The organism is Inquilinus ginsengisoli, assembly GCF_031453975.1.
GTDB classification, from domain to species: Bacteria; Pseudomonadota; Alphaproteobacteria; order DSM-16000; family Inquilinaceae; genus Inquilinus; species Inquilinus ginsengisoli_A.
The window spans coordinates 444,261-467,207 of sequence record NZ_JAVDPW010000006.1 but is presented as its reverse complement, the minus strand read 5'-3'; the positions used below and the strand labels follow the sequence as shown (position 1 = coordinate 467,207).

20 protein-coding genes are annotated in these 22,947 nt (G+C 69.0%); 4 read left to right on the top strand and 16 right to left on the bottom strand.

All coding sequences use genetic code 11. The annotated features are described in order from the left end of the window. Positions 1-114: 114 nt before the first annotated feature. The 14 genes from bamA to E9232_RS19155 all read right to left on the bottom strand — a co-directional run bounded on the left by bamA (position 115) and on the right by E9232_RS19155 (position 14,152). Entirely contained in the window at positions 115-2,415 is a 2,301-nt protein-coding gene (gene bamA, locus E9232_RS19220; RefSeq protein WP_309796442.1) for an outer membrane protein assembly factor BamA, read from the bottom strand. A 151-nt stretch (positions 2,416-2,566) separates the two neighbouring features. After that, a complete protein-coding gene (rseP, locus tag E9232_RS19215; protein WP_309796440.1) occupies positions 2,567-3,682 on the bottom strand; it encodes an RIP metalloprotease RseP in 1,116 nt (371 codons plus the stop codon). A 49-nt stretch (positions 3,683-3,731) separates the two neighbouring features. Then, on the bottom strand, positions 3,732-4,892 hold the full coding sequence (locus E9232_RS19210) for a 1-deoxy-D-xylulose-5-phosphate reductoisomerase (RefSeq protein ID WP_309796437.1): 1,161 nt from the start codon (positions 4,890-4,892) through the stop codon (positions 3,732-3,734). Next, entirely contained in the window at positions 4,889-5,692 is an 804-nt protein-coding gene (locus E9232_RS19205; protein WP_309796435.1) for a phosphatidate cytidylyltransferase, read from the bottom strand. The genes E9232_RS19210 and E9232_RS19205 overlap by 4 nt, the downstream gene beginning before the upstream one ends. After that, a complete protein-coding gene (uppS, locus tag E9232_RS19200; protein WP_309796432.1) occupies positions 5,682-6,416 on the bottom strand; it encodes a polyprenyl diphosphate synthase in 735 nt (244 codons plus the stop codon). Before uppS ends, E9232_RS19205 begins: the two co-directional genes overlap by 11 nt. A gap of 8 nt (positions 6,417-6,424) precedes the next feature. Next, entirely contained in the window at positions 6,425-6,946 is a 522-nt protein-coding gene (frr, locus tag E9232_RS19195; protein ID WP_374710639.1) for a ribosome recycling factor, read from the bottom strand. Positions 6,947-6,984: 38 nt separating this feature from the next. Next, a complete protein-coding gene (pyrH, locus tag E9232_RS19190) occupies positions 6,985-7,710 on the bottom strand; it encodes a UMP kinase (protein ID WP_309796428.1) in 726 nt (241 codons plus the stop codon). A 45-nt stretch (positions 7,711-7,755) separates the two neighbouring features. Next, positions 7,756-8,682: a translation elongation factor Ts gene (gene tsf / locus E9232_RS19185; RefSeq protein WP_309796426.1), complete on the bottom strand. Its 927-nt coding sequence runs from the start codon at positions 8,680-8,682 to the stop codon at positions 7,756-7,758. 108 nt (positions 8,683-8,790) lie between these two features. Then, entirely contained in the window at positions 8,791-9,597 is an 807-nt protein-coding gene (gene rpsB, locus E9232_RS19180) for a 30S ribosomal protein S2 (RefSeq protein WP_309796424.1), read from the bottom strand. A gap of 187 nt (positions 9,598-9,784) precedes the next feature. Next, complete coding sequence (gene queG, locus E9232_RS19175) at positions 9,785-10,918, bottom strand: tRNA epoxyqueuosine(34) reductase QueG (RefSeq protein ID WP_309796423.1); 1,134 nt, start codon at positions 10,916-10,918, stop codon at positions 9,785-9,787. Then, a complete protein-coding gene (queF, locus tag E9232_RS19170) occupies positions 10,915-11,403 on the bottom strand; it encodes a preQ(1) synthase (RefSeq protein ID WP_309796421.1) in 489 nt (162 codons plus the stop codon). Before queF ends, queG begins: the two co-directional genes overlap by 4 nt. A gap of 12 nt (positions 11,404-11,415) precedes the next feature. Then, positions 11,416-12,549: a tRNA guanosine(34) transglycosylase Tgt gene (gene tgt, locus E9232_RS19165; protein WP_309796419.1), complete on the bottom strand. Its 1,134-nt coding sequence runs from the start codon at positions 12,547-12,549 to the stop codon at positions 11,416-11,418. Further along, positions 12,546-13,601 (bottom strand): tRNA preQ1(34) S-adenosylmethionine ribosyltransferase-isomerase QueA, encoded by a 1,056-nt coding sequence (queA, locus tag E9232_RS19160; protein WP_309796417.1) that lies wholly within the window; start codon positions 13,599-13,601, stop codon positions 12,546-12,548. The genes tgt and queA overlap by 4 nt, the downstream gene beginning before the upstream one ends. Positions 13,602-13,612: 11 nt before the next feature. Further along, on the bottom strand, positions 13,613-14,152 hold the full coding sequence (locus E9232_RS19155) for a queuosine precursor transporter (RefSeq protein WP_374710637.1): 540 nt from the start codon (positions 14,150-14,152) through the stop codon (positions 13,613-13,615). A gap of 236 nt (positions 14,153-14,388) precedes the next feature. Here E9232_RS19155 and E9232_RS19150 point away from each other — a divergent pair, with 236 nt between their 5' ends. After that, complete coding sequence (locus E9232_RS19150) at positions 14,389-15,585, top strand: acetate/propionate family kinase (protein WP_309796413.1); 1,197 nt, start codon at positions 14,389-14,391, stop codon at positions 15,583-15,585. Continuing rightward, a complete protein-coding gene (locus E9232_RS19145; RefSeq protein WP_309796411.1) occupies positions 15,582-17,987 on the top strand; it encodes a phosphoketolase family protein in 2,406 nt (801 codons plus the stop codon). Before E9232_RS19150 ends, E9232_RS19145 begins: the two co-directional genes overlap by 4 nt. A 58-nt stretch (positions 17,988-18,045) precedes the next feature. On the opposite strand, the gene E9232_RS19140 is transcribed toward E9232_RS19145, so the two are convergent. Then, complete coding sequence (locus E9232_RS19140; RefSeq protein ID WP_309796409.1) at positions 18,046-18,423, bottom strand: glyoxalase superfamily protein; 378 nt, start codon at positions 18,421-18,423, stop codon at positions 18,046-18,048. A 252-nt stretch (positions 18,424-18,675) separates the two neighbouring features. Between E9232_RS19140 and E9232_RS19135 the strand changes: the two genes are divergently transcribed. Then, on the top strand, positions 18,676-18,927 hold the full coding sequence (locus E9232_RS19135; RefSeq protein WP_309796407.1) for an AbrB/MazE/SpoVT family DNA-binding domain-containing protein: 252 nt from the start codon (positions 18,676-18,678) through the stop codon (positions 18,925-18,927). After that, positions 18,928-19,272: an endoribonuclease MazF gene (gene mazF, locus E9232_RS19130; protein WP_309796405.1), complete on the top strand. Its 345-nt coding sequence runs from the start codon at positions 18,928-18,930 to the stop codon at positions 19,270-19,272. A gap of 107 nt (positions 19,273-19,379) precedes the next feature. Here mazF and dnaE read toward each other — a convergent pair whose 3' ends face one another. Then, the gene (gene dnaE, locus E9232_RS19125; protein WP_309796403.1) at positions 19,380-22,853 is read right to left on the bottom strand and encodes a DNA polymerase III subunit alpha; all 3,474 of its coding nucleotides are present in this window, start codon (positions 22,851-22,853) and stop codon (positions 19,380-19,382) included. Positions 22,854-22,947: the final 94 nt, after the last annotated feature.

The window sequence follows — 22,947 nt, the reverse complement described above, 5'->3', positions numbered from 1 at the left end:
TCACGGCTCGGTGGTGACGACGGCGACCTTGGCAGCGCCCTGCGGCTCCCAGGCAGCGCCCGGAGCCGCCATCGGGAGCCGTGCGAGCCCGGAGGCGAGCCGACGCCGCATCAATCAGAATCTCGAGCCGAAGCTGATGTGGATCTGCTCCTGCTTGTCGTAGTCGCGCTTTAGGATGGGGTAGGCATAGTCGAGCCGGATCGGCCCGAACGGCGATCCCCAGGACACGCCCACGCCGGCCGAGGCGCGCAGGGCGGCCTCGTCGACGACACCGTCGCCGGTGTCGCCCTTGTCCAATCCGAACACCGTGCCGAAATCGGTGAAGGTGTGCCCCTGGAGCGCGAATTCGCTGGGCAGGCCAAGCGGGAAGCTGAGCTCGACCGTGCCGACGGCGAAGTTCTTGCCGCCCAGCGAATCCTTGTCCTTCGAACTCAGGTCGCGCGGCCCGAGGCCGGCGGTCTCGAAGCCGCGGAAGGAGTTGCCGCCGAGGAAGGTTCGGTCGTTGATCCGGACATCCTGGCCGAGGCCGATGATGTTGCCGGCCTGCCCCCCGATGTTCAGGACCATCGTGTCGGTGACCGGGTAGTACCAGTCGGCGTTGACCGCGGTCTTGAAGTAGGCCACGTCGCCGCCGAGGCCCGCGACCTCGTTCGTCAGGCTGAGCGTGTAGCCGTCGGTCGGGTTGATGCGGCTGTCCAGCCGGTCATAGGTCAAGGTCTGCTGCACCGAGGAGCTCAGCGTCGCGCCTTCCTGGTCCTTGATGAAGCGCGAGGCCTCGTCATCGACGTTCGACACATCGCGATAGGCCAGGCGGTAGCGCAGCGTCTGCCGCAGGTTCTCGCTCAACGGATAGCCCATGCGCAGCGCGAAGCCGGTGGTGCTCTCGTCGTAGTTGCTGAAGCTCTGGTTGTTGCGGGTGGTGCGGAACAGATCGAAGCCAGCCGCGAGGTTGCGGTCCAGGAAGTAGGGCTCGGTGAAGCTCAGGTCGATCTGCGAGGATACGCCGCTGAGCGAGGTCGACAGCCGCAGGTCCTGGCCGCGTCCGAGCAGGTTGCGTTCGCGCACCGTGACGTCGCCGAGCGGACCGTCGCTGGTGGAATAGCCGATGCCGAGCTGCACTTCGCCGGTCGACTGCTCGGTCACCGCGGCCGCGATCACCGTCTGGTCCGGCGCCGAACCCGGATTCGGCTTGATGTCGATCTTGCTGAAGAAGCCGAGGTTGCGGATGTTGGTCTCGGACTGCTTCAGCCGCGACGAGTTGAACGGGTCGCCTTCGGCCAGCTCGAATTCGCGGCGGATAACCTCGTCGGCGGTGCGGACGTTGCCGCTGATGTCGATGCGTTCGACGAAGACCCGCGGCCCTTCGGCGATCTCGTAGGTGATCGCGATCAGCTTGTCGTCGCGGTTGCGCTGCACCGTCGGCTGGATGTCGACGAAGGCGTATTGCTTGTCGCCGAGATACTGCGTCAGCGCCGTGATCGAATCCTCGACGGCCTTGCTGGAGTACCAGTCGCCCTCATCGGTGACGAGGACGGTCTTGAGCTCGTCGACATTCACACCGGGAAGGGCGCTGTTCACGTCGATCTTGCCGAATTTGTAGCGCTCGCCCTCGTCCACCGTGAAGGTGATGAAGAAGCCTTCGCCATCCGGCGCCAGTTCCGACACGGCCGAGACCACCCGGAAATCGGCGTAGCCGCGATTCAGGTAGAAGCGGCGCAGCATCTCCTGGTCGACCGCCAGGCGATCGGGGTCATAGGTGTCGTTGGAGGCGAGGATGTTCCACCACTGACTCTCCTTGGTCAGGATCTCGTCCGTCAGGGCGCTGTTGCTGAACGCCCGGTTGCCGACGAAATTGACGGCCTCGATCTTGGCGAGGTCGCCTTCCTTGACCTCGAAGACGAGGTTCACGCGGTTCTGGTCGAGCTTGATGATCTTCGGCTCCACCGCAGCCGCGAAGCGGCCGCCGCGGCGGTACAGCTGCTGGATGCGGTCGGCGTCGCTCTGGGCCTTGGTCCGGGTGTAGACCTGCCGGGGGCGCTCCTCGATCTCGGCCGTCAGCTTGGTGTCGTCGAAGCGCTTGTTACCCTCGAACGCGATCTGGTTGATGATCGGGTTCTCTTCGACCACCACCACCAGCGTCGAACCCTGGCGATGGATCGTGACGTTGGAGAACAGGCCGGTGGCGAACAGGCTCTTGACGGATTCGTCGACGCCGCGGTCGCTGTAGTCGTCGCCCGGCTTGATCGACATGTAGGAGATCACGGTCGCGGCTTCGATGCGCTCGGAGCCCTCGACCTTGACGTCGGCGATGGTGCCGCCGCCGCCGCGGGTCTGGGCCGGCGCGGCCATCGGCGCGGTACCAAGGGCAACAGCCGCCACGGCCGCGAGCCAGAGTCGGGAGGTCACGGTCGACATCGGTTTCTGCTTTCCCCTCAAACTCATACTCAGACCTTCCGATCCCGATGGGCTGGGACCGGCAAGGCTCGGCGGACGCCCGCCGGCCCGCGACGGCGGACTGCAAACCTCGATGAGTCGGTCTCACCGCGGTTTGGTACTACACCCCCGGTCAGGAGACCAAGCCTTTGAAAAAGGCCACGACCCTGAGCTGGACCAGATCGTTCCAGGTCGCGAAGAGCATCAGGGTTAATACCAAAGCGAGCCCCAGGCGGAAACCGTATTCTTGGGCGCGCGCGCCCAGCGGGCGCCCGCGGATCGCCTCGATCGCGCAGAACAGCAGATGGCCGCCGTCCAGCATCGGGATCGGCACCAGGTTGATCAGCCCCAGATTGATCGACAGGATCGCCATGAACCACAGCAGGGCGACGATGCCGACCTGGTAGACCTCGCCGGACATCTGGGCGATCCGGATCGGGCCGCCGAGGTCTTCTGTGCCGCGCTGCCCGGTCGCGATCTGCCCCAGGGCGGAGGCGGTCATCGACACGATCGCCCAGCTCTCGCTGACCGACATCTTCGCCGCGGCGACGACGCCGTAGGGGCCGGTGTCGGCGGCGATGCCGAGCCGCCAGATGGTGGCGGTGCCGCCATCGGTGGTCGGCACGCTCTCCTGGCGCGGCGTCAGCTCGAAGCTCAGCGGCTTGCCGTCCCGGTCGACGCCGAGCGTGACCGGCTTGCCATTGCCGCCGCGGATAGCGGCGCCGAGCTCGGCAAAGCGGTCGACCGCCTTGCCGTCGACGCTGGTGATGCGGTCGCCGGCCGCGATCCCGGCCTGGGCCGCGGCACCGTTCGCCGACACGTCGCCGACCACGGCCGGCGGGAAGGGATGGCCGCCGATCATGAACAGGAAGAACAGGGCGACGATCGAGAACAGGAAATTGGCGACCGGCCCGGCCGCGGCGATCGCCGCGCGCTGCCCCACCCGCTTGTGGTGGAAGGAGACCGCGCGCTGGTCCTCGGTCATGCCGTCCAGGGTGCCCGTGGCCGGGCTGGAGGCGGCATCGGCGTCGCCGAACATCTTCACGTAGCCGCCGAGCGGCACCAGGCTGAACTTCCAGCGGGTGCCGTGGCGGTCGGTCCGGCCGAAGATCTCGGGCCCGAAGCCGATCGAGAAGGTCTCCACCCGCACGCCGTTGCGGCGGGCGACCCAGTAGTGCCCGAACTCGTGCACGAACACGAGCACGGTCAGAACCACCAGGAACGGGATCAGATAGGTGAACAACGTCATCCGCGCGAACCTCTTGCCGAGGGGCTATGTAGGCGCCTCGATCCCGAAATCAAAGTGCGGCGGCGTAGCGCCGGGCCTCGGCGTCGATGGCGAAGACCTCGGCCAGAGTCGCGACAGCTTGTGCCGGAATCATGGCAAGGGTGTGCTCGACGATCCGTTCGATGTCGAGGAAGCCGATCTTGCCGGCCAGGAAAGCCGCCACGGCGACCTCGTTTGCGGCGTTCAGCACGGTGGCGGCTGAGCCACCTTGCCGCAGGCATTCGCGGGTCAGGCGCAGCGCCGGGAATCGCTCCGGATCCGGCGGCTGGAAATCGAGCCGGGCGATCTTGGCCAGGTCCAGCGCCGCGCAGGGCGTCTCCATCCGCTCCGGCCAGGCCAGGGTGTAGGCGATCGGCACCCGCATGTCGGGCACCCCGAGCTGGGCCAGGACCGAGCCGTCGGCATAGTCGACCAGGCTGTGGATCACCGATTGCGGGTGGACCACGATCTCGATCTTGTCCTCGGGGATGGCGAAGAGATGCGAGGCCTCGATCAGCTCCAGCCCCTTGTTCATCAGGGTGGCGCTGTCGACCGAGATCTTGGCGCCCATGCTCCAGTTCGGGTGCGCCACGGCCTGGGCCGGCGTCGCCGTCGCCATCTGCTCGCGGCTCCATTCCCGGAACGGGCCGCCCGAGGCGGTCAGGATCAGGCGGCGCACCGCGGCGCCGGGCTGGAACACCTGGAAGATGGCGTTGTGCTCGCTGTCGACCGGCAGCAGCGTGGCGCCGTGCCGCCGGACCTCGTCCATCATCAGGGCGCCGGCGCAGACCAGGCACTCCTTGTTGGCGAAGGCGACCATGGCGCCGCGCCGGATCGCGGTCAGGATCGGCAGCAGCCCGGCGGCGCCGACGATCGCACCCATGACCCAGTCGGCGGGGCGGGCCGCGGCGGCCACCACCGCCTCGGCGCCGCCGGCGACCTCGATGCCGCTGCCGGACAGGGCCGCCTTCAACGCCGGATAGGCCGCCTCATCCGCCATCGCGGCATAGCGCGCCCCGAGCTGGCGGGCGATCTTGGCCAGCCCTTCCGCATCCTGGTTGGCCGTGACCGCCTCGACCTGGAACCGCTCCGGCGTCCGGCTCAGCAGGTCGACGGTGCTGGCGCCGACCGAGCCGGTGGCGCCGAGGATGGTGACCGAGCGCGGATGGTCTGACGACGGGGTGGAGATCATGGGAATGGTACATCCAGGAAAGCGATGAACAAGGCAAAGACCGGGGCGGCGGCGAGCAGCCCGTCGATGCGGTCGAGCACGCCGCCGTGGCCGGGAATCAGCTGGCCGCTGTCCTTGACGCCGTAGCGCCGCTTGACCGCGGATTCGGCGAGATCCCCGGCCTGGGAGATCAGCGCGAGGGGCACAGCCAGGACACCGGCCAGGACCGGCGATGCGCCGCGGCCGAACAGCGCGGCCGCGACCGCCCCAACCAGGGCCGCCAGCACGGCGCCACCGATCAGCCCGGCCCAGGTCTTCTTCGGGCTGAGGCGCGGCGCCAGTTTCGGCCCGCCGATCCAGCGGCCGAAGATGTAGCCGCCGATATCGGTGGCCCAGACCACCAGCAGCAGCCAGGCCACCGCCTGCCAGCCATGAAGGCGCAGGTGCAGCAGCGCGACCACGGTCAGGCCGAGATAGGGCAGCCCCATTGCCGGCATCCGCCCCGGGGCGCCGAGGCGCAGGTTGAGCAGGATGTCGAGCAGCACGGTCGCGGCCGCCAGAACCACCAGCCCGGCCACCGCACCGCCCCAGAGCGATGCAACGGCCACCGCGACGATGCCGGCCCCGGCGAGGCCGCGCAGCCAGCCGGCGGGCGGCCGCGGCAGCACCAGGCGCAGCCATTCGTCGACGCCGAGCAGCGCCAGCAGCGCCACGATGACGGCGAACTCCCAGCTGCCGATGTAGACGGTGGCGAGGATCAGCGGTCCGAGAACGAGGCTGGAAAGGATCCGCAGCGAGAGATTGCTGGGCTTACTGGCCACCGACGGCGCCATACCGACGTTCGCGGCTGCGGAATTCGGTCAGGGCCGCCTCGAGCTCGGCATGCCCGAAATCCGGCCACAGCGTGTCGACGAAGACCAGCTCGGCATAGGCCGCCTGCCACAGTAGGAAATTGCTGATCCGCTGCTCGCCACTGGTTCGGATCAGGAGGTCGGGGTCCGGCAAGTCGGCGGTGAACAGGCGCCCAGCGAACAGCGCCTCGTCGATCGCCTCCGGCGCCAGGGTGCCGGCGGCGACGTCCCGCGCCACCCGGCGCGCCGCCTCGGTGATCTCCTGCCGCCCACCGTAGCTCAGCGCCACGGTCAGGTTGAGCTGAGTGTTGCCCTCGGTCAGCGTCTCGCTCTCGACCAGCAGGTCGACGATGTCGGGCGCCAGCCGGGCACGGTCGCCGATGAAGCGCAGCCGGACGCCCTTGCGGTGCAGCGCCTTGAGCTCGCCACGCAGGAAGAAGCGCAGCAGCTTCATCAGCTCGCCGACCTCGAGGATCGGACGGCGCCAGTTCTCGGTCGAGAATCCGAACAGCGTGAGGTAGCCGACATCGAGCGCGATCGCGGCATCGATCGTCCGCTGCACGGCGTCGATGCCCTTGCGGTGGCCCAGGGTGCGCGGCAGGCCGCGGCCAGTCGCCCAGCGACCGTTGCCATCCATGACGATGGCGACGTGGAGCGCGGGGTGGTCTTCGGCCTTGGGGGCGAAACGGTGCATCCCGCTGCTCAGACGTGAAGGATTTCTTTTTCCTTTTGCGCCGCGACCTCGTCGACCTTGCGGATGTGGCGGTCGGTCAGGGACTGGATCTCGTCGGCCAGGCGCTTGTGCTCATCCTCGGAGATCTCGTGGTCCTTTTCCAGCCGCTTCAGCATATCCATGCCGTCGCGGCGGACATTGCGCACCGCGACGCGGGCGGCCTCGGCGTATTTGCCGGCGACCTTGGTCAGCTCGCGGCGGCGCTCCTCGCTCAGATCCGGCAGCGGCACGCGCACGGTCTGGCCTTCGGTCTGCGGGTTGAGCCCGAGCCCGGAGTCGCGGATCGCCTTCTCCACCGCCTTGACCATGCTGCGGTCCCAGACCGAGACGGTCAGCAGCCGCGGCTCCGGCACGCCGATGGTGCCGACCTGGTTGAGCGGCATCTGGGCGCCATAGGCATCGACCGTGATCGGCTCGAGCAGGCTGGCGCTGGCACGGCCGGTGCGGAGACCGCCGAGATCCTTGCGCAGAGACTCGATGGCGCCGGTCATCCGGCGGTCGATGTCTTCGAGATCGGCTTTGGCCACGCTCAGCCCTCCTCGGTAACGATTGTGTAGCGCCCCTGCCCCGCGACCACCTCCGCAAACGCGCCATGCTCGTTGATGGAGAAGACGAGGATCGGGATCTTGTTCTCACGCGCCAGCGAGATCGCCGCATGGTCCATGACGCGGAGATCTTTTGCCAGCACATCCATGTAGGTCAAGCGGTCGAAGCGCTTGGCGTCTGCAACCTTGAGCGGATCGGCGTCGTAGACGCCGTCGACCTGCTTGCCCATCAGCAGCGCGTCGCACCCCATTTCGGAGGCACGGAGCGCGGCGCCGGTGTCGGTGGTGAAGAACGGGTTGCCGGTGCCGCCGACGAAGATGACGACGCGGCCCTTCTCCATGTGCCGGATCGCCCGGCGCCGGATATAGGGCTCGCACACCGTCTGCATCGGGATGGCCGAGACCACGCGGGTGTGCAGGCCCTTGTGCTCGCAGGCGCTCTGCAGCGCCAGCCCGTTCATCACGGTGGCCAGCATGCCCATGTAGTCGGCGGTCGCCCGCTCGATGCCGGAGGCGGCGCCGCTCATGCCGCGGAAGATGTTGCCGCCGCCGACCACCATGCAGATCTCGACGCCGAGGGCGTGGACCTGGGCGACATCATCGGCGATGCGCTCCACCATCTTCGGGTCGATGCCGTACTCCTGGTCGCCCATCAGGGCTTCCCCGGAAATCTTCAACAGCACCCGTCGATACTGGGCGGCCTTCGCCATGTCGTCCCACTCCCTCAGCGTCGCGGATCCGCGTTCTTTCCGACGTCAGCGGCCGAGCGTGGCCGCCACTTCGGCCGCGAAATCGCCCTGCTCCTTCTCGATGCCCTCACCGAGCACGAAGCGGACGAAACCGGTGACGGTGACCGGGGCGCCGACCGACTTGGCCGCGTCCTCGATCGCCTGCCGGACCTTGCTCTCGCCGTCGAGCACCCAGACCTGCTCGTGCAGCACCACTTCCTCGTAGTACTTGCGCAGCCGGCCCTCGACCATCTTCTCGATGATCGCCTCGGGCTTGCCGCTGGCCCGCGCCTGATCGGCCAGCACGCTGCGCTCGCGGTCCAGGGCGGTGACATCGACGTCAGCGACGTGCAGCGCATCCGGCCGGGCCGCCGCGACATGCATCGCGACCTGCTTGCCGAAGGCCTCGAGCTTGGCCTTGTCGCCGGTCGATTCCAGCGCCACCAGCACGCCGATCTTGCCGAGGCCCGGGGCGACCGGGCTGTGGACATAGGCGGCGACGACGCCGTTCGACACCGACAGGGCAGTGCTGCGGCGCAGGCTGATGTTCTCGCCGATGGTGGCGACCAGGTGCGTCACCTCCTCGGCGGCGGTGCGGCCGGTGCCGGGATAGGCGCTGGCGGCCAGCGCCTCGACCTTGCCGTCGGCCTTGAGGGCGAGGCCGGCGAGGGTCGAGACGAGACCCTGGAACTTGTCGTTGCGCGACACGAAGTCGGTCTCGGAATTGACCTCGACCAGCGCGCCCCGGTTGCCTTCGACGGCGACGCCGACCAGGCCTTCCGCGGCGACGCGGCCGGCCTTCTTGGCGGCGGCGGCGAGGCCCTTCTTGCGCAGCCAGTCGACCGCGGCCTCGAGATCGCCGCCGGCTTCGCCGAGCGCCTTCTTGCAGTCCATCATGCCGGCGCCGGTCTTCTCACGAAGCTCCTTCACGAGCGCTGCGGTGATCTCTGCCATATCGTCCTCGTATTCGGTTCGTTCGGCGCTGCGCCCAGTCTGCGGTCGCAAGCGCCCTCATCGAAAGAAAGGGGCGGCTGTCTGGGCCGCCCCGGTATCGTTGTCGCCTCAGGCGGCCGGCTGTTCCGGCTCGCCGGCCTCGACGACCGGCACCTCTTCGGCCTCCGGCAGGGCCTCTTCGACCGGCGCCTCCTCGAGGGCGCCGACATCGGCGCCGCTGGCGCTCATCTCGGCCTGGATGCCGGCGATGACGGCGCCGGAGAACAGCTCGCAGTACAGCTCGATCGCACGCAGCGCGTCGTCATTGCCCGGCACCGGGAAGGTGATGTGGTCCGGGCTGGAGTTGCTGTCGAGCACGGCGACGACCGGGATGCCGAGCTTGGTGGCCTCGAGCACCGCGATCGACTCCTTGTTGGTGTCGATGATGACGAGGATGTCGGGCAGGCCGCCCATGTCGCGGATGCCGCCCAGCGCCTTCTCGAGCTTGTCGCGCTCGCGGGTCAGGGTCAGCTGCTCCTTCTTGGTCAGGCCGAGCGCGCCCTGGGACAGCTGCTCGTCCATCTCCTTGAGGCGCTTGATCGACTGCGACACCGTCTTCCAGTTGGTCAGCATGCCGCCGAGCCAGCGATGGTTGACGAAGTACTGGCCGCAACGCTTGGCCGCCTCGGCGATCTGGTCCTGCGCCTGGCGCTTGGTGCCGACGAACAGGACGCGGCCGCCATTGGCGACGACGTCACGGACCGCGTCGAGCGCGCGGTGCAGCAGGGGCACGGTCTGCTCGAGATCGATGATGTGCACGCCGTTGCGCACGCCGAAGATGAACGGGCCCATCTTCGGGTTCCAGCGACGGGTGTGGTGGCCGAAATGCGCCCCGGCTTCGAGGAGCTGGCGCATGGTGAAGGTCGGCGTAGCCATGGTCGGAATGTCCTTTTCCGGTTGTTCCGCCGCGGGCCTTGCCCCTCGCCTGACCGCGGGATTGCGGATATGGCGAAAAGCACCGGAGCGACCGAGCCACTGCTGTGGTCAGGCCGCGATGCCCGCGTGTGGGATTGACGACGGCGCGGTTGATACGCCCTGCGCCCCGGAAATGCAAGCCGGGCGATCAGTTGGCGGCGGCGATCCCGACCCGCCATTCCTCGCGGACCTCCGCCTCCGGATCCGCCGACCGGGCCGAAGCGAGGCGGCGCAGCCCGGCCGGGCCGAGCAGCCGGGAGAGCGCCCAGACGGCGGCGCCGCGCACCGTGGCCGCGGCATCGTCGAGCAGCGGCTCGACCAGCGGCGCCAGCGCCGCGTCGCCGCTGTTGCCGACGGCGACCAGCACGTTGCGCAGGAAGCGGTCGCGGCCGATGCGCTTGATCGGCGACCCGGCGAAGGCCGCGCGGAAGCCGGCATCGTCGAATCCCAGCAGCGAGGCCAGGGCCGGGCCGTTCAGCTCCGGTCGCGGCGCCAGCGCCGCCTCGCGCCCCATCTCGGCGAACTTGTTCCAGGGGCACACCGCCAGGCAGTCGTCGCAGCCATAGATGCGGTTGCCGATCAGCGGCCGCAGCTCGTGCGGGATCGGGCCCTTGTGCTCGATGGTGAGGTAGGAGATGCAGCGCCTTGCATCCAGCCGGTAGGGCGTGGGGAACGCCGCGGTCGGGCAGGAATCGAGGCAGGCGCGGCAGGATCCGCAATGGTCCCGCTCGGGCGCGTCGGGCGGCAGCTCGATCGCCAGGTAGATCTCGCCGAGGAACAGCCAGGAGCCGTAGTCGCGCGACACCAGGTTGGTGTGCTTGCCCTGCCAGCCGATCCCGGCCTGCATCGCCAGCGGCTTCTCCATCACCGGGGCGGTGTCGACGAAGACCTTCAGTTCGGTGTTGAAGCTGCGGTGGATCCAGCCACCCAGTGCCTTCAGCTTCTTCTTGACCACGTCGTGGTAGTCGCGGCCCTGGGCGTAGACCGAGATCGCGCCCCGCCCCCGCTGCTGCAGCAGCGGCAGCGGATCCTCCGCCGGGCCGTAGTTGAGGCCGAGCGACAGCACGGTGCGCGCCTCCGGCCACAGGGTCAGGGGATCGGCCCGGCGGTCGGCATTCGCCTCCATCCAGCCCATCTCGCCGTGCTGCCCTTCGGCCAGGAACAGCGCCAGCCGCTCCCTCAGCTTCGGGTCCGGCACCGCTGCGGCGAAGCCGACGCTATCGAAGCCGAGCGCTTTCGCCTCGGCCCTGATCCGGTCCTTGATGTCGGCTGCGCCGGTCATCCCCGTCCGCGGTAGGGCGGCACGCCCTGGTCGGGCAGCCACAGCCCGTCCGGCGCCGGGCCGCTCTGGTAGAACACGTCGATCGGGATGCCGCCGCGCGGGTACCAGTAGCCGCCGATGCGCAGCCAGCGCGGCTTCATCGCCTTGATCAGCCGCTCGGCGACATTGACGGTGCAGTCCTCGTGGAAGGCGCCGTGGTTGCGGAACGACCCCAGGAACAGCTTCAGCGACTTGCTCTCGACGATCTTCGCCGCCGGGGCGTAGTCGATCACCAGATGGGCAAAGTCCGGCTGCCCGGTCATCGGGCACAGCGAGGTGAATTCCGGCGCGGTGAAGCGCACGAGGTACAGCTGCTTCGGCCGCGGATTCGCCACCGTCTCCAGCACCGCCGCCTCCGGCGATGCCGGCAGGGTGGTGGCCTGGCCGAGCTGGGTGAGCGCCTCGACGCCCTTTGCCTTGCCTGCCGTGGGCGCCTTGCGGGCCATGGTCCTCGTCTCCTACAGCGCCGGGATGTCGCCCTGCGCCTGTTCCGCCTCGAAGGCGGCGGTGAAGGCGTCGAGCGTGCCGGCGGCGATGGCGCCGCGCAGCCCGGCCATCAGGTCCTGATAATAGGTCAGGTTGTGCGTGGTCAGCAGCATCAGACCCAGCACCTCCTCGCTGCGCATCAGGTGGTGCAGGTAGGCGCGGCTGTACTGGCGGCAGGCCGGGCAGCGGCAGGCCTCGTCGAGCGGCCGCCCGTCATCCTGGTGCCGGGCGTTGCGCATGTTGACCGTGCCGCGGCGGGTGAAGGCCTGGCCGGTGCGGCCGGACCGGGTCGGCAGCACGCAGTCGAACATGTCGACGCCGCGGCGCACCGACCCGACCAGGTCGGACGGCTTGCCCACGCCCATGAGATAGCGCGGCCGGTCCTCGGGCAGCACCTGGGTGGTGACGTCGAGGGCGGCGAACATCCGCTCCTGCCCCTCGCCCACCGCCAGCCCACCGATGGCGTAGCCCTCGAAGCCGATGGCGGCCAGCGCGGCGGCGGATTCGGCGCGGAGGTCGGGGTAGACGCTGCCCTGGACGATGCCGAACTGGCCATAGCCCTGCCGGGCGACGAAGGCGTCGCGCGACCGCTTCGCCCACGCCATCGACAGCCGCATCGAGCTGGCCGCCACCTCCGGCTCCGACGGGAACGGCGTGCACTCGTCGAAGGCCATGGTGATGGTGGCGTCGAGCAGGTGCTGGATCTCGGTCGACCGCTCCGGCGTCAGCCGGTGCTCGCTGCCGTCGAGATGCGAGCGGAAGGTCACCCCGTCCTTGTCCATGCGCCGCAGCTTGGACAAGGACATCACCTGGAAGCCGCCGGAATCGGTCAGGATCGGGCCGGGCCAGTTCATGAAGCGGTGCAGCCCGCCCAGCCGGCCCACCCGCTCCGCCCCCGGCCGCAGCATCAGGTGGTAAGTGTTGCCCAGCACGATCTGGGCGCCGGTCGCGGCCACGTCCTCCGGCTTCATCGCCTTCACCGTGGCGGCGGTGCCGACCGGCATGAAGGTCGGGGTGTCGACCACGCCATGGGCGGTGTGCACGCGCCCGAGGCGGGCGGCGCCGTCATGGCCCAGGAGTTCGAAGCGGAAGGCGGGATCGGTCATGGGGCGGTCTGACGGTGCAGCAGGCTGGTGTCGCCATAGGAATAGAAGCGATAGCCGGTCGCGATGGCATGGGCATAGGCCTGCTTCATCCACTCAGTCCCGGCGAAGGCGCATACCAGCATGAACAGGGTCGACCGCGGCAGGTGGAAATTGGTCACCAGCAGGTCGACGACGCGGAAGCGGTGGCCGGGCGTGATGAAGATCGCGGTGCTGCCGGTGAAGGGGTGGACCGCGCCGTCCTCCCCCGCCGCGCTCTCCAGCAGGCGCAGGCTGGTGGTGCCGACCGCGACGACCCGGCCGCCGGCGGCGCGGGCGGCGTTGATCCGGGCGGCGGCCTCGGCGGTCAGCACGCCGCGCTCGGCATGCATCACATGCTCTTCGACGGTCTCGCTTTTGACCGGCAGGAAGGTGCCGGCGCCGACATGCAGCGTCAGCCGCACCGTCTCGACGCCGCGCGCCGTCAGGGCGTCGAGCAGCGCCGGGGTGAAGTGCAGCCCCGCGGTCGGCGCGGCGACGGCCCCGTCATGGGCGGCGAACATGGTCTGGTAGTCGTCGAGGTCGCGCGCATCCGGCCCGTCCGGCCGGTCGATATAGGGCGGCAGCGGGATCTCGCCATGGCGCTGCAGCTGGTCGGCCAGCGCGGCCGGGTCGTTAAAGGCGATCTCGACGTCGCCGCCCTCGCCCTTGGCAATCACCGTGGCGGTGAAATCCTCGGCGAAAACGATTGTGTCCCCCGGGCTCAGCTTCTTGGCCGGGCGGGCGAAGGCGCGCCAGCGCCCGGCGTCGACCGGCTGGTGCAGCATGATCTCGACCCCGGCCAGGCCGCGCTTGCCGCGCAGCCGCGCCGGAATCACCCGGGTGTCGTTGACCACCAGCACGTCGCCGGCCTTCAGCAGGCCCGGCAGGTCGCGCACATGCCAATCCGTCAGCTCGGGGCCGGTCATCAGCCCGCCCGCCTCGACCTCCAGCAGCCGCGCGGCGTCGCGCGGCTCGGCGGGCCGGTCGGCGATCAGCTGCCGCGGCAGATCGAAATCGAAATCGTCGACTCGCATGGGGCTCTGGGTCAGCCGTTCTGCAGCGTCGGCATCGGCATCACAACGTTCATCAGCGCGCGGAACGGCGCCAGGAACAGCAGCGCGCAGGCCAGCTTCACCGAGAGGTCGCCGGCCATCAGGCTCAGGATCGGCAGGCCGGTGCCGGCGAAGGCAATGGTGAAGAAGATGCCGGTGTCGACCACCGAGCCCAGGACCGAGCCGACGAAGGGCGCCTGCCACCAGGCGGCGCGGCGCAGCCGGTTGAAGATGTGGATGTCGAGCAGCTGCCCGACCAGGAAGGCGGTGCCGGAGGCCACGGCGATGCGCCAATCGGCCAGCCACAGCGACAGCACCACGGCGATGGCGAAGCCGGCATAGGCGACCTGGCGGGCACGGTGCGGGCCGAAGAAGCGGTTGGTCAGGTCGGTGACCAGGAAGGTCAGGGGATAGGTGAAGGCACCCCAGGTCAGCCAGTCGTTGATCGGGAACTGGACTAGGTAGTTCGAGGCCACCACCGCGCCGATCATGCAGATCAGCGCCAGGGCCATGCCGCGGGTTTCGGTGCGCAAGGCAAATTCTTCCAACAGACATCGCCCGCGGCGCAGCCATCCGCGCCCGGGTCCGGTGGGGGTTCTAGCGCGGGATCGCAGCTTTGGCCAGACTCTCGCGGCGGCGCGGCAACAAGCGCGGTTGCCGGATTCACTGCCGGCGCGACAACCGGTCCGATGGAGGGAACTGTTCACATGGGTCAAGGCTTGTGCTCCATGGTGCCTGTCCACCGCGCGCCGGGAAGGTCTCCGTGTCCATGATCGACGCTGTCCTGGTCCTCAATGCCGGCTCGTCGAGCCTCAAATTCGCACTCTACGAGCGCGATGGGCTGGCCCTGCTGTGCCGCGGCGGGATCAGCGAGATCGGCCGGGCCGGCAAGGTCAAGACCAGCGGGCCGCGGGCCGCCGGGCTGACCGCCGGCGGGGCGCCCCCAACCGGCGCGGACCGGGATGCGGTGACGCGATGGCTGGTGTCCGCGATCCGGCGCCTCGACGGCGTCACCCTGGCCGCGGCCGGGCACCGGGTCGTCCATGGCGGCGCCAGGTTCAGCGCGCCCGTGCGCATCGATCCCGCGGTGATGGCGGAGCTCGAGACGCTGATCCCCCTGGCGCCGAACCACCAGCAGCACAACCTCGCCGCGATCGCGGCCGTGGAGGCGGCCTGGCCGGGCCTGCCGCAGGTGGCCTGCTTCGACACCGCGTTCCACCGCACCCTGCCCCGCCTGGCGCAGCTGTTCCCCCTGCCGCGCGAGCTCACGGAGCAAGGGATCATCCGCTACGGCTTCCACGGCCTGTCCTACGAATACATCGCCGGACTCCTGCCCGACCTGCTCGGTACGCGCGCCTCTGGCCGGGTCATCGTCGCGCATCTCGGCAGCGGCGCCAGCCTGTGCGCCATGGCCAACCGCGCCAGCATCGCCACCACCATGGGGTTCACGGCGCTCGACGGCCTGATGATGGGCACGCGCTGCGGTGCGATCGACCCGGGCATCGTGCTCTACCTGCTGAACCAGCGGACGATGTCCCCGGCCGCGGTCGACGACCTGCTGAACACCCGGTCCGGCCTGCTCGGCGTTTCCGGGTCCAGCAGCGACGTCCATGTGCTCGAAGAGAGCACCGACCCGCACGCCGCCGAGGCGCTCGAGCTCTTCGCCTATCGCGTGGTGCGCGAGGCAGGGTCGCTCGTCGCAGCACTCGGCGGGCTCGATGCCTTCGTCTTCACGGCAGGCATCGGCGAGCATTCGGCCCGCCTGCGCCGGATGATCTGCCAGGGCATGGCATGGGCGGGGCTGCAGCTCGACGCCGGTCGGAACGACCGCGCCGAGGGCCGCATCAGCCGCGACGGTTCACCGGTGGACATCCTGGTGGTGCCCACCGACGAGGAGCTCCCGATCGCCAGGAGCCTCGAGAGATTGATCGGCGGCGACGCCAGCCAACAAGGGGATACGGGATGAACACGCCATCGGGTTCCGCTGCGGGCGTCGATGTCAGGGCCTCGGACGAGGAGCTGGGCCGGATCGACCAGTACTGGCGCGCGGCCAACTATCTGTCGGTCGGCCAGATCTACCTGCTCGACAACCCGCTGCTGCGCCAGCCGCTGACCGTGGAGCAGGTCAAGCCGCGCCTGCTCGGCCATTGGGGCACCACCCCGGGGCTGAACTTCGTCTACGCGCATCTCAACCGGCTGATCCGGGCGCGCGACCTCGACATGATCTACATCTGCGGGCCCGGCCATGGCGGCCCCGGCATGGTCGCCAACACCTATCTCGAAGGCAGCTACAGCGAGATCTATCCCGACATCTCGCCCGACGCGGAGGGGATGCGGAAGCTGTTTCGCCAGTTTTCCTTCCCCGGCGGCATCCCGAGCCATGCGGCGCCCGAGACCCCGGGCTCGATCCATGAGGGCGGCGAGCTGGGCTATGCCCTGGCCCACGCCTTCGGCGCGGCGTTCGACAATCCGGACCTGATCGTGGCCTGCGTGGTGGGCGACGGCGAGGCCGAAACCGGCGCCCTGGCCGCCTCCTGGCATTCGAACAAGTTCCTGAACCCGGCCCGCGACGGCGCCGTGCTGCCGATCCTGCATCTGAACGGCTACAAGATCGCCAACCCCACGCTGCTCGGCCGCATGGCGGAAAGCGACCTGCGCAGCCTGTTCGTCGGCTACGGCTACGAGCCGCTGTTCGTCGAGGGCAGCGATCCTGAAGCGATGCACCGGCTGATGGCCGACACGCTCGACGTCGCGGCCAACCGGATCCGGGCGATCCAGGCGGCCGCGCGGCAAGCGCAAGGTGCGACCGACCTGCCGCGCTGGCCGATGATCGTGCTGCGCAGCCCCAAGGGCTGGACCGGGCCGAAGGAGGTCGACGGCCAGAAGGTCGAGGGCTTCTGGCGGGCCCATCAGGTGCCGCTGTCGAAGGTCCGCGAGAACCCGGAGCACCTGCGCCTGCTCGAAGCCTGGATGCGCAGCTACAGGCCGGAGACCCTGTTCGACGAGTCGGGGCGGCTGCGGCCGGACCTGGCGGAGCTGGCGCCGTCGGGGGCTCGGCGCATGGGGGCCAACCCGAACGCCAATGGCGGGCTGCTGCGCCGGGAGCTCCGCCTGCCCGATTTCCGCGACCATGCCCTTGCCGTGCCGAAGCCGGGCGCCACCCAAGGCGAGGCGACCCGCGCCATGGGCACCTACCTGCGCGACGTGATGACCCTCAACGCCGAGGCCCGCAACTTCCGCATCGTGGGCCCGGACGAGACCGCCTCGAACCGCCTCGACGCCGTGTTCGAGGCGACCGACCGGGTGTGGATGGAGCCGATCGAGCCCTACGACGTGCACCTCGCCCGCGACGGCCGGGTGATGGAGGTGCTGAGCGAGCACCTCTGCCAGGGATGGCTCGAAGGCTATCTCCTGACCGGCCGCCACGGGCTGTTCTCCTGCTACGAGGCGTTCATCCACATCGTCGATTCGATGGTCAACCAGCACGCGAAGTGGCTGAAGGTCTCGCGCGGGCTGGGCTGGCGCCGGCCGATCGCATCGCTGAACTACCTGCTGACCTCGCATGTCTGGCGGCAGGACCACAACGGCTTCAGCCACCAGGATCCCGGCTTCGTCGACCTGGTGGTCAACAAGAAGGCCGACATCGTGCGGGTCTACCTGCCGCCCGACGCGAACTGCCTGCTGTGGGTGACCGACCACTGCCTGCGGACCTATGACCGCATCAACGTGATCGTGGCCGGCAAGCAGCCCGCGCCGCAATGGCTGGGCATCGAGGCGGCGGTCGCCCATTGCGAAGCCGGCATCGGCCTGTGGCGCTGGGCGAGCAACGACGACGGCCGTGAGCCGGACGTGGTGATGGCCTGCGCCGGCGACGTGCCGACCCTGGAGACGCTGGCGGCGGTGGACCTGCTGCGCCAGCACCTGCCCGAGCTCAAGGTCCGGGTCGTCAACGTCGTCGACCTCATGACCCTGCAGACCCGGGAGGAGCATCCCCACGGCCTGGCGGACCGCGATTTCGACAGCCTGTTCACCGCCGACAAGCCGGTGATCTTCGCCTATCACGGCTATCCCCAGCTGATTCACCGCCTGACCTATCGCCGGACCAACCACGCCAACCTGCATGTGCGCGGCTATCGGGAGGAAGGCACCACCACGACGCCGTTCGACATGGTGGTGCTGAACGGCCTGGACCGGTTCAGCCTGGCGACGATGGCGATCGAGCGCGTGCCGGGCCTGAACGCGACCGCCGCCCATGTCAAACAGGCCTTCCGCGAGGCGCTGATCGCGCACAAGGCGTACATCCGCGACACCGGGGAGGACATGCCGGAGATCCAGCAATGGGCCTGGCCGCACGGGACCGCGGACTGAGGCCTGGCGAGGGACCGGCCCGGCGAGACCAGGGCGCCGGGCCGGCCGGCTCATCCGGTCAGATCGGCTGGCCGACGTCGATGCGGTTGCCGTCCGGATCCTCGAACACGAAGGCGCGCAGGCCGTAATCCTTGTCGCGCAGGCCCTTGACGATGCGCAGCCCGTGGTCCCGGCAGATCCGGTGCAGCGCGTCGACATCCGCGACCATCAGATGCGCCACGTTGAACGGCGCCGCCTTGTGGGCCGGCTGCAGCGTCAGATGCAGCTCGGCGGCGTCCCGCTGCAGGATCACAAAGCCGACGGGATCGCCGTTCTCGAAGGTTTTCCGGAACCCCAGGACCCCGGTGTAGAAGGCCTGCGCCTTGCCCATGTCGCGGACCGGAAGCATGGCCGCGATCCGCCCGAAGCGGATGCCGTGATCGGAAGTGTCGGTCATCGCGAAGTCTCGATGGGAGAGACAGGAGCGGCAACCCGGACGGTGCCGGAACGGTCGCCTGCCCTCCGGTGCAATGGGGGGACGGTGCCCCCGGAGATCGCCCTTTTAACGGCAGATCCGGGTTTCGGACAAGCAGGAGGCATGCGACCGACGTAGAGACAACTGTCGATACGGATGGCTTGCTCCCAAACGGCACCGTATCTACATATGTATAGACGTTGAGGACGAGCAGCCTGGGGCATGGAGGCCGGCATGAGAATGACCGTGAAGAAATGGGGGAACAGCGCCGCCGTGCGCATCCCCGCGGCGATCATGGATGTCGCGCGCCTCTCGATCGACCAGGCCGTGGATGTCCGCCTCGAGGGCGGCCGCATCATCATCGAGCCCATCCTCGACGACGGCATCGCCGGCACCGACCTCGAGACCCTGCTGGCCGGCGTCACCGACGAGAACCGGCACGATTCGGTCGATTTCGGCCCGGCCGTCGGCAAGGAGGTCTGGTAGATGGCGAAGCCGCCGGGCGCCGCGGCCTATGTCCCCGATCGCGGCGACATCGTGTGGGTCGATTTCGATCCGCAGGCGGGGCACGAGCAGGCCGGCCACCGCCCTGCCCTCGTCCTCTCGCCGGCGGCCTACAACGCCAAGGTCGGCCTGCTGGTCGCCTGCCCGATGACGACGAAGCCCAAGGGCTATCCGTTCGAGGTGCTGATCGCCGGCGGCGTCCCCAGCGCCGTGCTGGCCGACCAGGTGAAATCGCTCGACTGGCGGGCGCGGGGTGCGGTGTTCAAGGGCCGGGCCTCGGCGAACGAGGTGCTGGACGTGCGCAAGAAGCTGCGCGCGCTGGTCTAAGGTTGCGTAGGTTGGGTTCGCATAAGCGAACCCAACACCGGTCCAGGCTGCGCGATGTTGGGTTCGCCGAGGCGAACCCAACCTACGGGCGAAATCGTTCCCGGCCGTCAGAACTCCTCGACGCTGAGCACGCCGGGCACCGATTTCAGCGCGGCCTTGGCCCGGCCGCCCACGGCATAGCCGCCGGGCAGCTCGATCTCGACCTCCTCGGTCGGCGCCAGCAGCAGCTGCAGGTTGACCTTGCACCGCCCCTGCCCTTCGCGGTCGAGCAGCCCGTGCAGCGGCTGGATGGCATGGACCCCGTCGACATAGATCACGAAGCGCGCCGCGCTGCGGGCCAGGGCCTGGTCGATCGGCTCGACCGACATCGCGGTCAGCCGCAGCTCCTCGCCGCGGCTCTGGATCTCCACCGCCATGGCCAAAGCGGCGCCGACCTCGAGCAGCTGCCGCGCCGTCGCCAGCGTCTCGGCGAAGAAGGTGACCTCGAACACGCCGCTGGCGTCGGAGAAGGTGCCGAAGCACATGCGGTTACCGGTCTTGGTGGTCATCTCCCGCTTGGCCATCAGGATGCCGGCGAGCCGCAGCTGGGTGTGCCCCATCCGCATCTTCTGGCCGATCTCGGCCGAGCGCACCGAGCCCAGGCGCTTGGTGTTGTAGGTGTCGAGCGGATGGGCCGAGAGGTAGAAGCCGACCGCGTCGAACTCCTGCCGCAGCCGCTCCATCGAATCCCAGTCGGGGATGGTCGGCAGCGGCGGCGCGCTGAGTTCGCCGCCGGTCGGGCCGCCGAACAGGCCGATCTGGCCGCTCTCGCGCTCCGCCACCATGGTGTGGGCGTAGCGCAGCAGCGTGTCGAAGGCGGCCACGACACGGGCGCGGTTCTTGTCGATCGAATCGAAAGCCCCGGCCCGGGCCAGGTTCTCCAGCTGGCGCTTGTTCAAGAGCTTGAGGTCGAGCCGCCGGGCCAGGTCGAACAGGTCTTTGAAGGGGCCGCCGCGGTCGCGCTCCAGCACCAGGCTGCGCATCGCCTCCGGCCCCACCCCCTTGATCGCGCCGAGGGCGTAGCGGATGGCCTTGCCGCCGTCGGGCAGCGTCTCGACCGCGAACACCGCCTCCGACTTGTTGATGTCGGGGATCAGGAGCTTGATGCGCAGGCGCGTCAGCTCCTGCCGGAAGACGTTCAGCTTGTCGGTGTTGCCGAGGTCGAGCGTCATCGACGCCGCCATGAACTCGACCGGATGGTTCGCCTTCAGATAGGCGGTCTGGTAGGCGACGATGGCATAGGCGGCGGCGTGCGACTTGTTGAAGCCGTAGCCTGCGAACTTCTCGACCTGGTCGAAGATGTTCGACGCCTGCCCCGCCGGCACGCCGCGGGCGACCGCGCCCTCGACGAAGCTGGCCTTCTGGGCATCCATCTCCGCCTTGATCTTCTTGCCCATGGCGCGGCGCAGCAGGTCGGCGCCGCCGAGCGAATAGCCCGCCAGGGTCTGGGCGACCTGCATCACCTGTTCCTGGTAGACCATGATGCCGTAGGTCTCTTCCAGGATCGGCTGCAGCGACGGATGCAGGTAGTCGGGCGCCTTGGTGCCGTTCTTCACCTCGATGAAGGTCGGGATGTTGTCCATCGGGCCGGGGCGGTACAGCGCCACCAGCGCGATGATGTCGCCGATGCGGTTCGGCTTCATCCGGCGCAGCACGTCGCGCATGCCGGAACTTTCCAGCTGGAACACCCCGGTCGCCTCCGCCCGGCCGAGCATGGCGTAGGTCGGCCCGTCGTCGAGCGGGATGTGCGCCAGGTCGATCTCGACCCCGCTGGCCTTGATCAGGTTCTCGGCCACGCGCAGCACGGTCAGCGTCTTCAGGCCGAGGAAGTCGAACTTCACCAGCCCGGCCTGCTCGACATACTTCATGTTGAACTGGGTGGCGGGGACCGGCGAGCGCGGGTCTCGGTACAGCGCCACCAGCTCGTGCAGCGGCCGGTCGCCGATGACCACGCCGGCGGCGTGGGTCGAGGCGTGGCGGTACAGCCCCTCCAGCTTCATCGCCAGGTCGATCAGGTGGCGCACCCGCTCGTCGTTGTCGCGCTCCTGCTGCAGCGCCGGTTCGCCGTCGATCGCCTGGGACAGGGTGACCGGGTTGGCCGGGTTGTTCGGCACCAGCTTGCAGATGCGGTCGACCTGGCCGTAGGGCATCTGCAGCACGCGGCCGACGTCGCGCAGCACGGCGCGGGCCTGCAGCTTTCCGAAGGTGATGATCTGCGCCACCCGGTCATGCCCGTACTTGTCGCGGACATAGGTGATCACCTCGTCGCGCCGGTCCTGGCAGAAGTCGATGTCGAAGTCGGGCATCGACACGCGTTCCGGGTTGAGGAAGCGCTCGAACAGCAGGCCGAAGCGCAGCGGGTCGAGATCGGTGATGGTCAGCACCCAGGCGACGACCGAGCCGGCGCCGGAGCCACGGCCCGGGCCGACCGGGATGTCGTTCGCCTTGGACCATTTGATGAAGTCCGAGACGATCAGGAAGTAGCCGGGGAAGCCCATCTTCTCGATGACGTCGAGCTCGTAGTCGAGCCGGGCGGTGTAGGTCTCCAGCGCCGCCGCGCGCTCGGCCTCGCCCATCTCGGGCGTGTAGACATGGGCCTCCAGCCGCGCCGTCAGCCCCTCCTTGGCCTGGGCGCGCAGCTCCTCCGCCTCGGTCCGCCCCGCCTCGCTCGGGAAGGTCGGCAGGATCGGCGCCCGCTTCTTCGGCATCACCGCGCAGCGCTTCGCGATCACCACCGTGTTGTCGACCGCCTCCGGCAGGTCGGCGAACAGCTGCCGCATCTCCTCGGCCGGGCGGAAGCGGTGGTCGCGGGTCACCCGCCGCCGGTTGGCCTCGACCACATAGGTGCCCTCGGCGATGCACAGCAGCGCGTCATGCGCCTCGTACATGTCCTCGGTGGTGAAGAAGCAGTCGTTGGTCGCGACCAGCGGGATGTTCTCGCTGTAGGCGAAATCGATCAGCGCCGCCTCGATCCGGTCCTCGTCCTCCTGCCCGTGCCGCATCAGCTCGACATAGAGCCGGTCCGGGAACAGCGCCTTGAGCGAGCGCAGCGTCGCCAGCGCCCGGTCCGGATGCTCGGCCAGCAACAACCGCCCGACCGGCCCCTTCGGCCCGCCGGTCAGGGCGATCAGGCCGTCGGTGTAGCCCTGCAGCGCCTCCAGCGACAGCTGCGGCGCCAAGCCCTGCTCGGTCTCGAGATAGGCGCGGCTGGTCAGCGCCATCAGGTTCTCGTAGCCGCGCTCGTCCTGGGCCAGCAGCACCAGGCAGTCGGGGTCGGCGATGGCCGGCCCGCCGACCCGGGCGCCGGTCTCGACCTCGGTGCGGGCGATGGCGAGGATGGTGCCGATGATCGGCTGGATGCCGGCATCCTTGGCCGCCAGGGCGAATTCCAGGGCGCCGAACAGGTTGCCGGTGTCGGTGACCGCCACCGCCGGCATCTGCATCTTCTTGCAGATGCCGATCAGCTCCTTGATCTTGATCGCCCCTTCCGACAGGGAGTAGGCGCTGTGCACCCGCAGATGGATGAAATCGGCGTGTGGCATGGCGGCGGTGCTCCGCGGCGACGGGATCCGGGGTGGCCCGATTCAGCAGAATCGGACGACAGGGTATTCATAACGCATCCCATCCCCCGCCGTC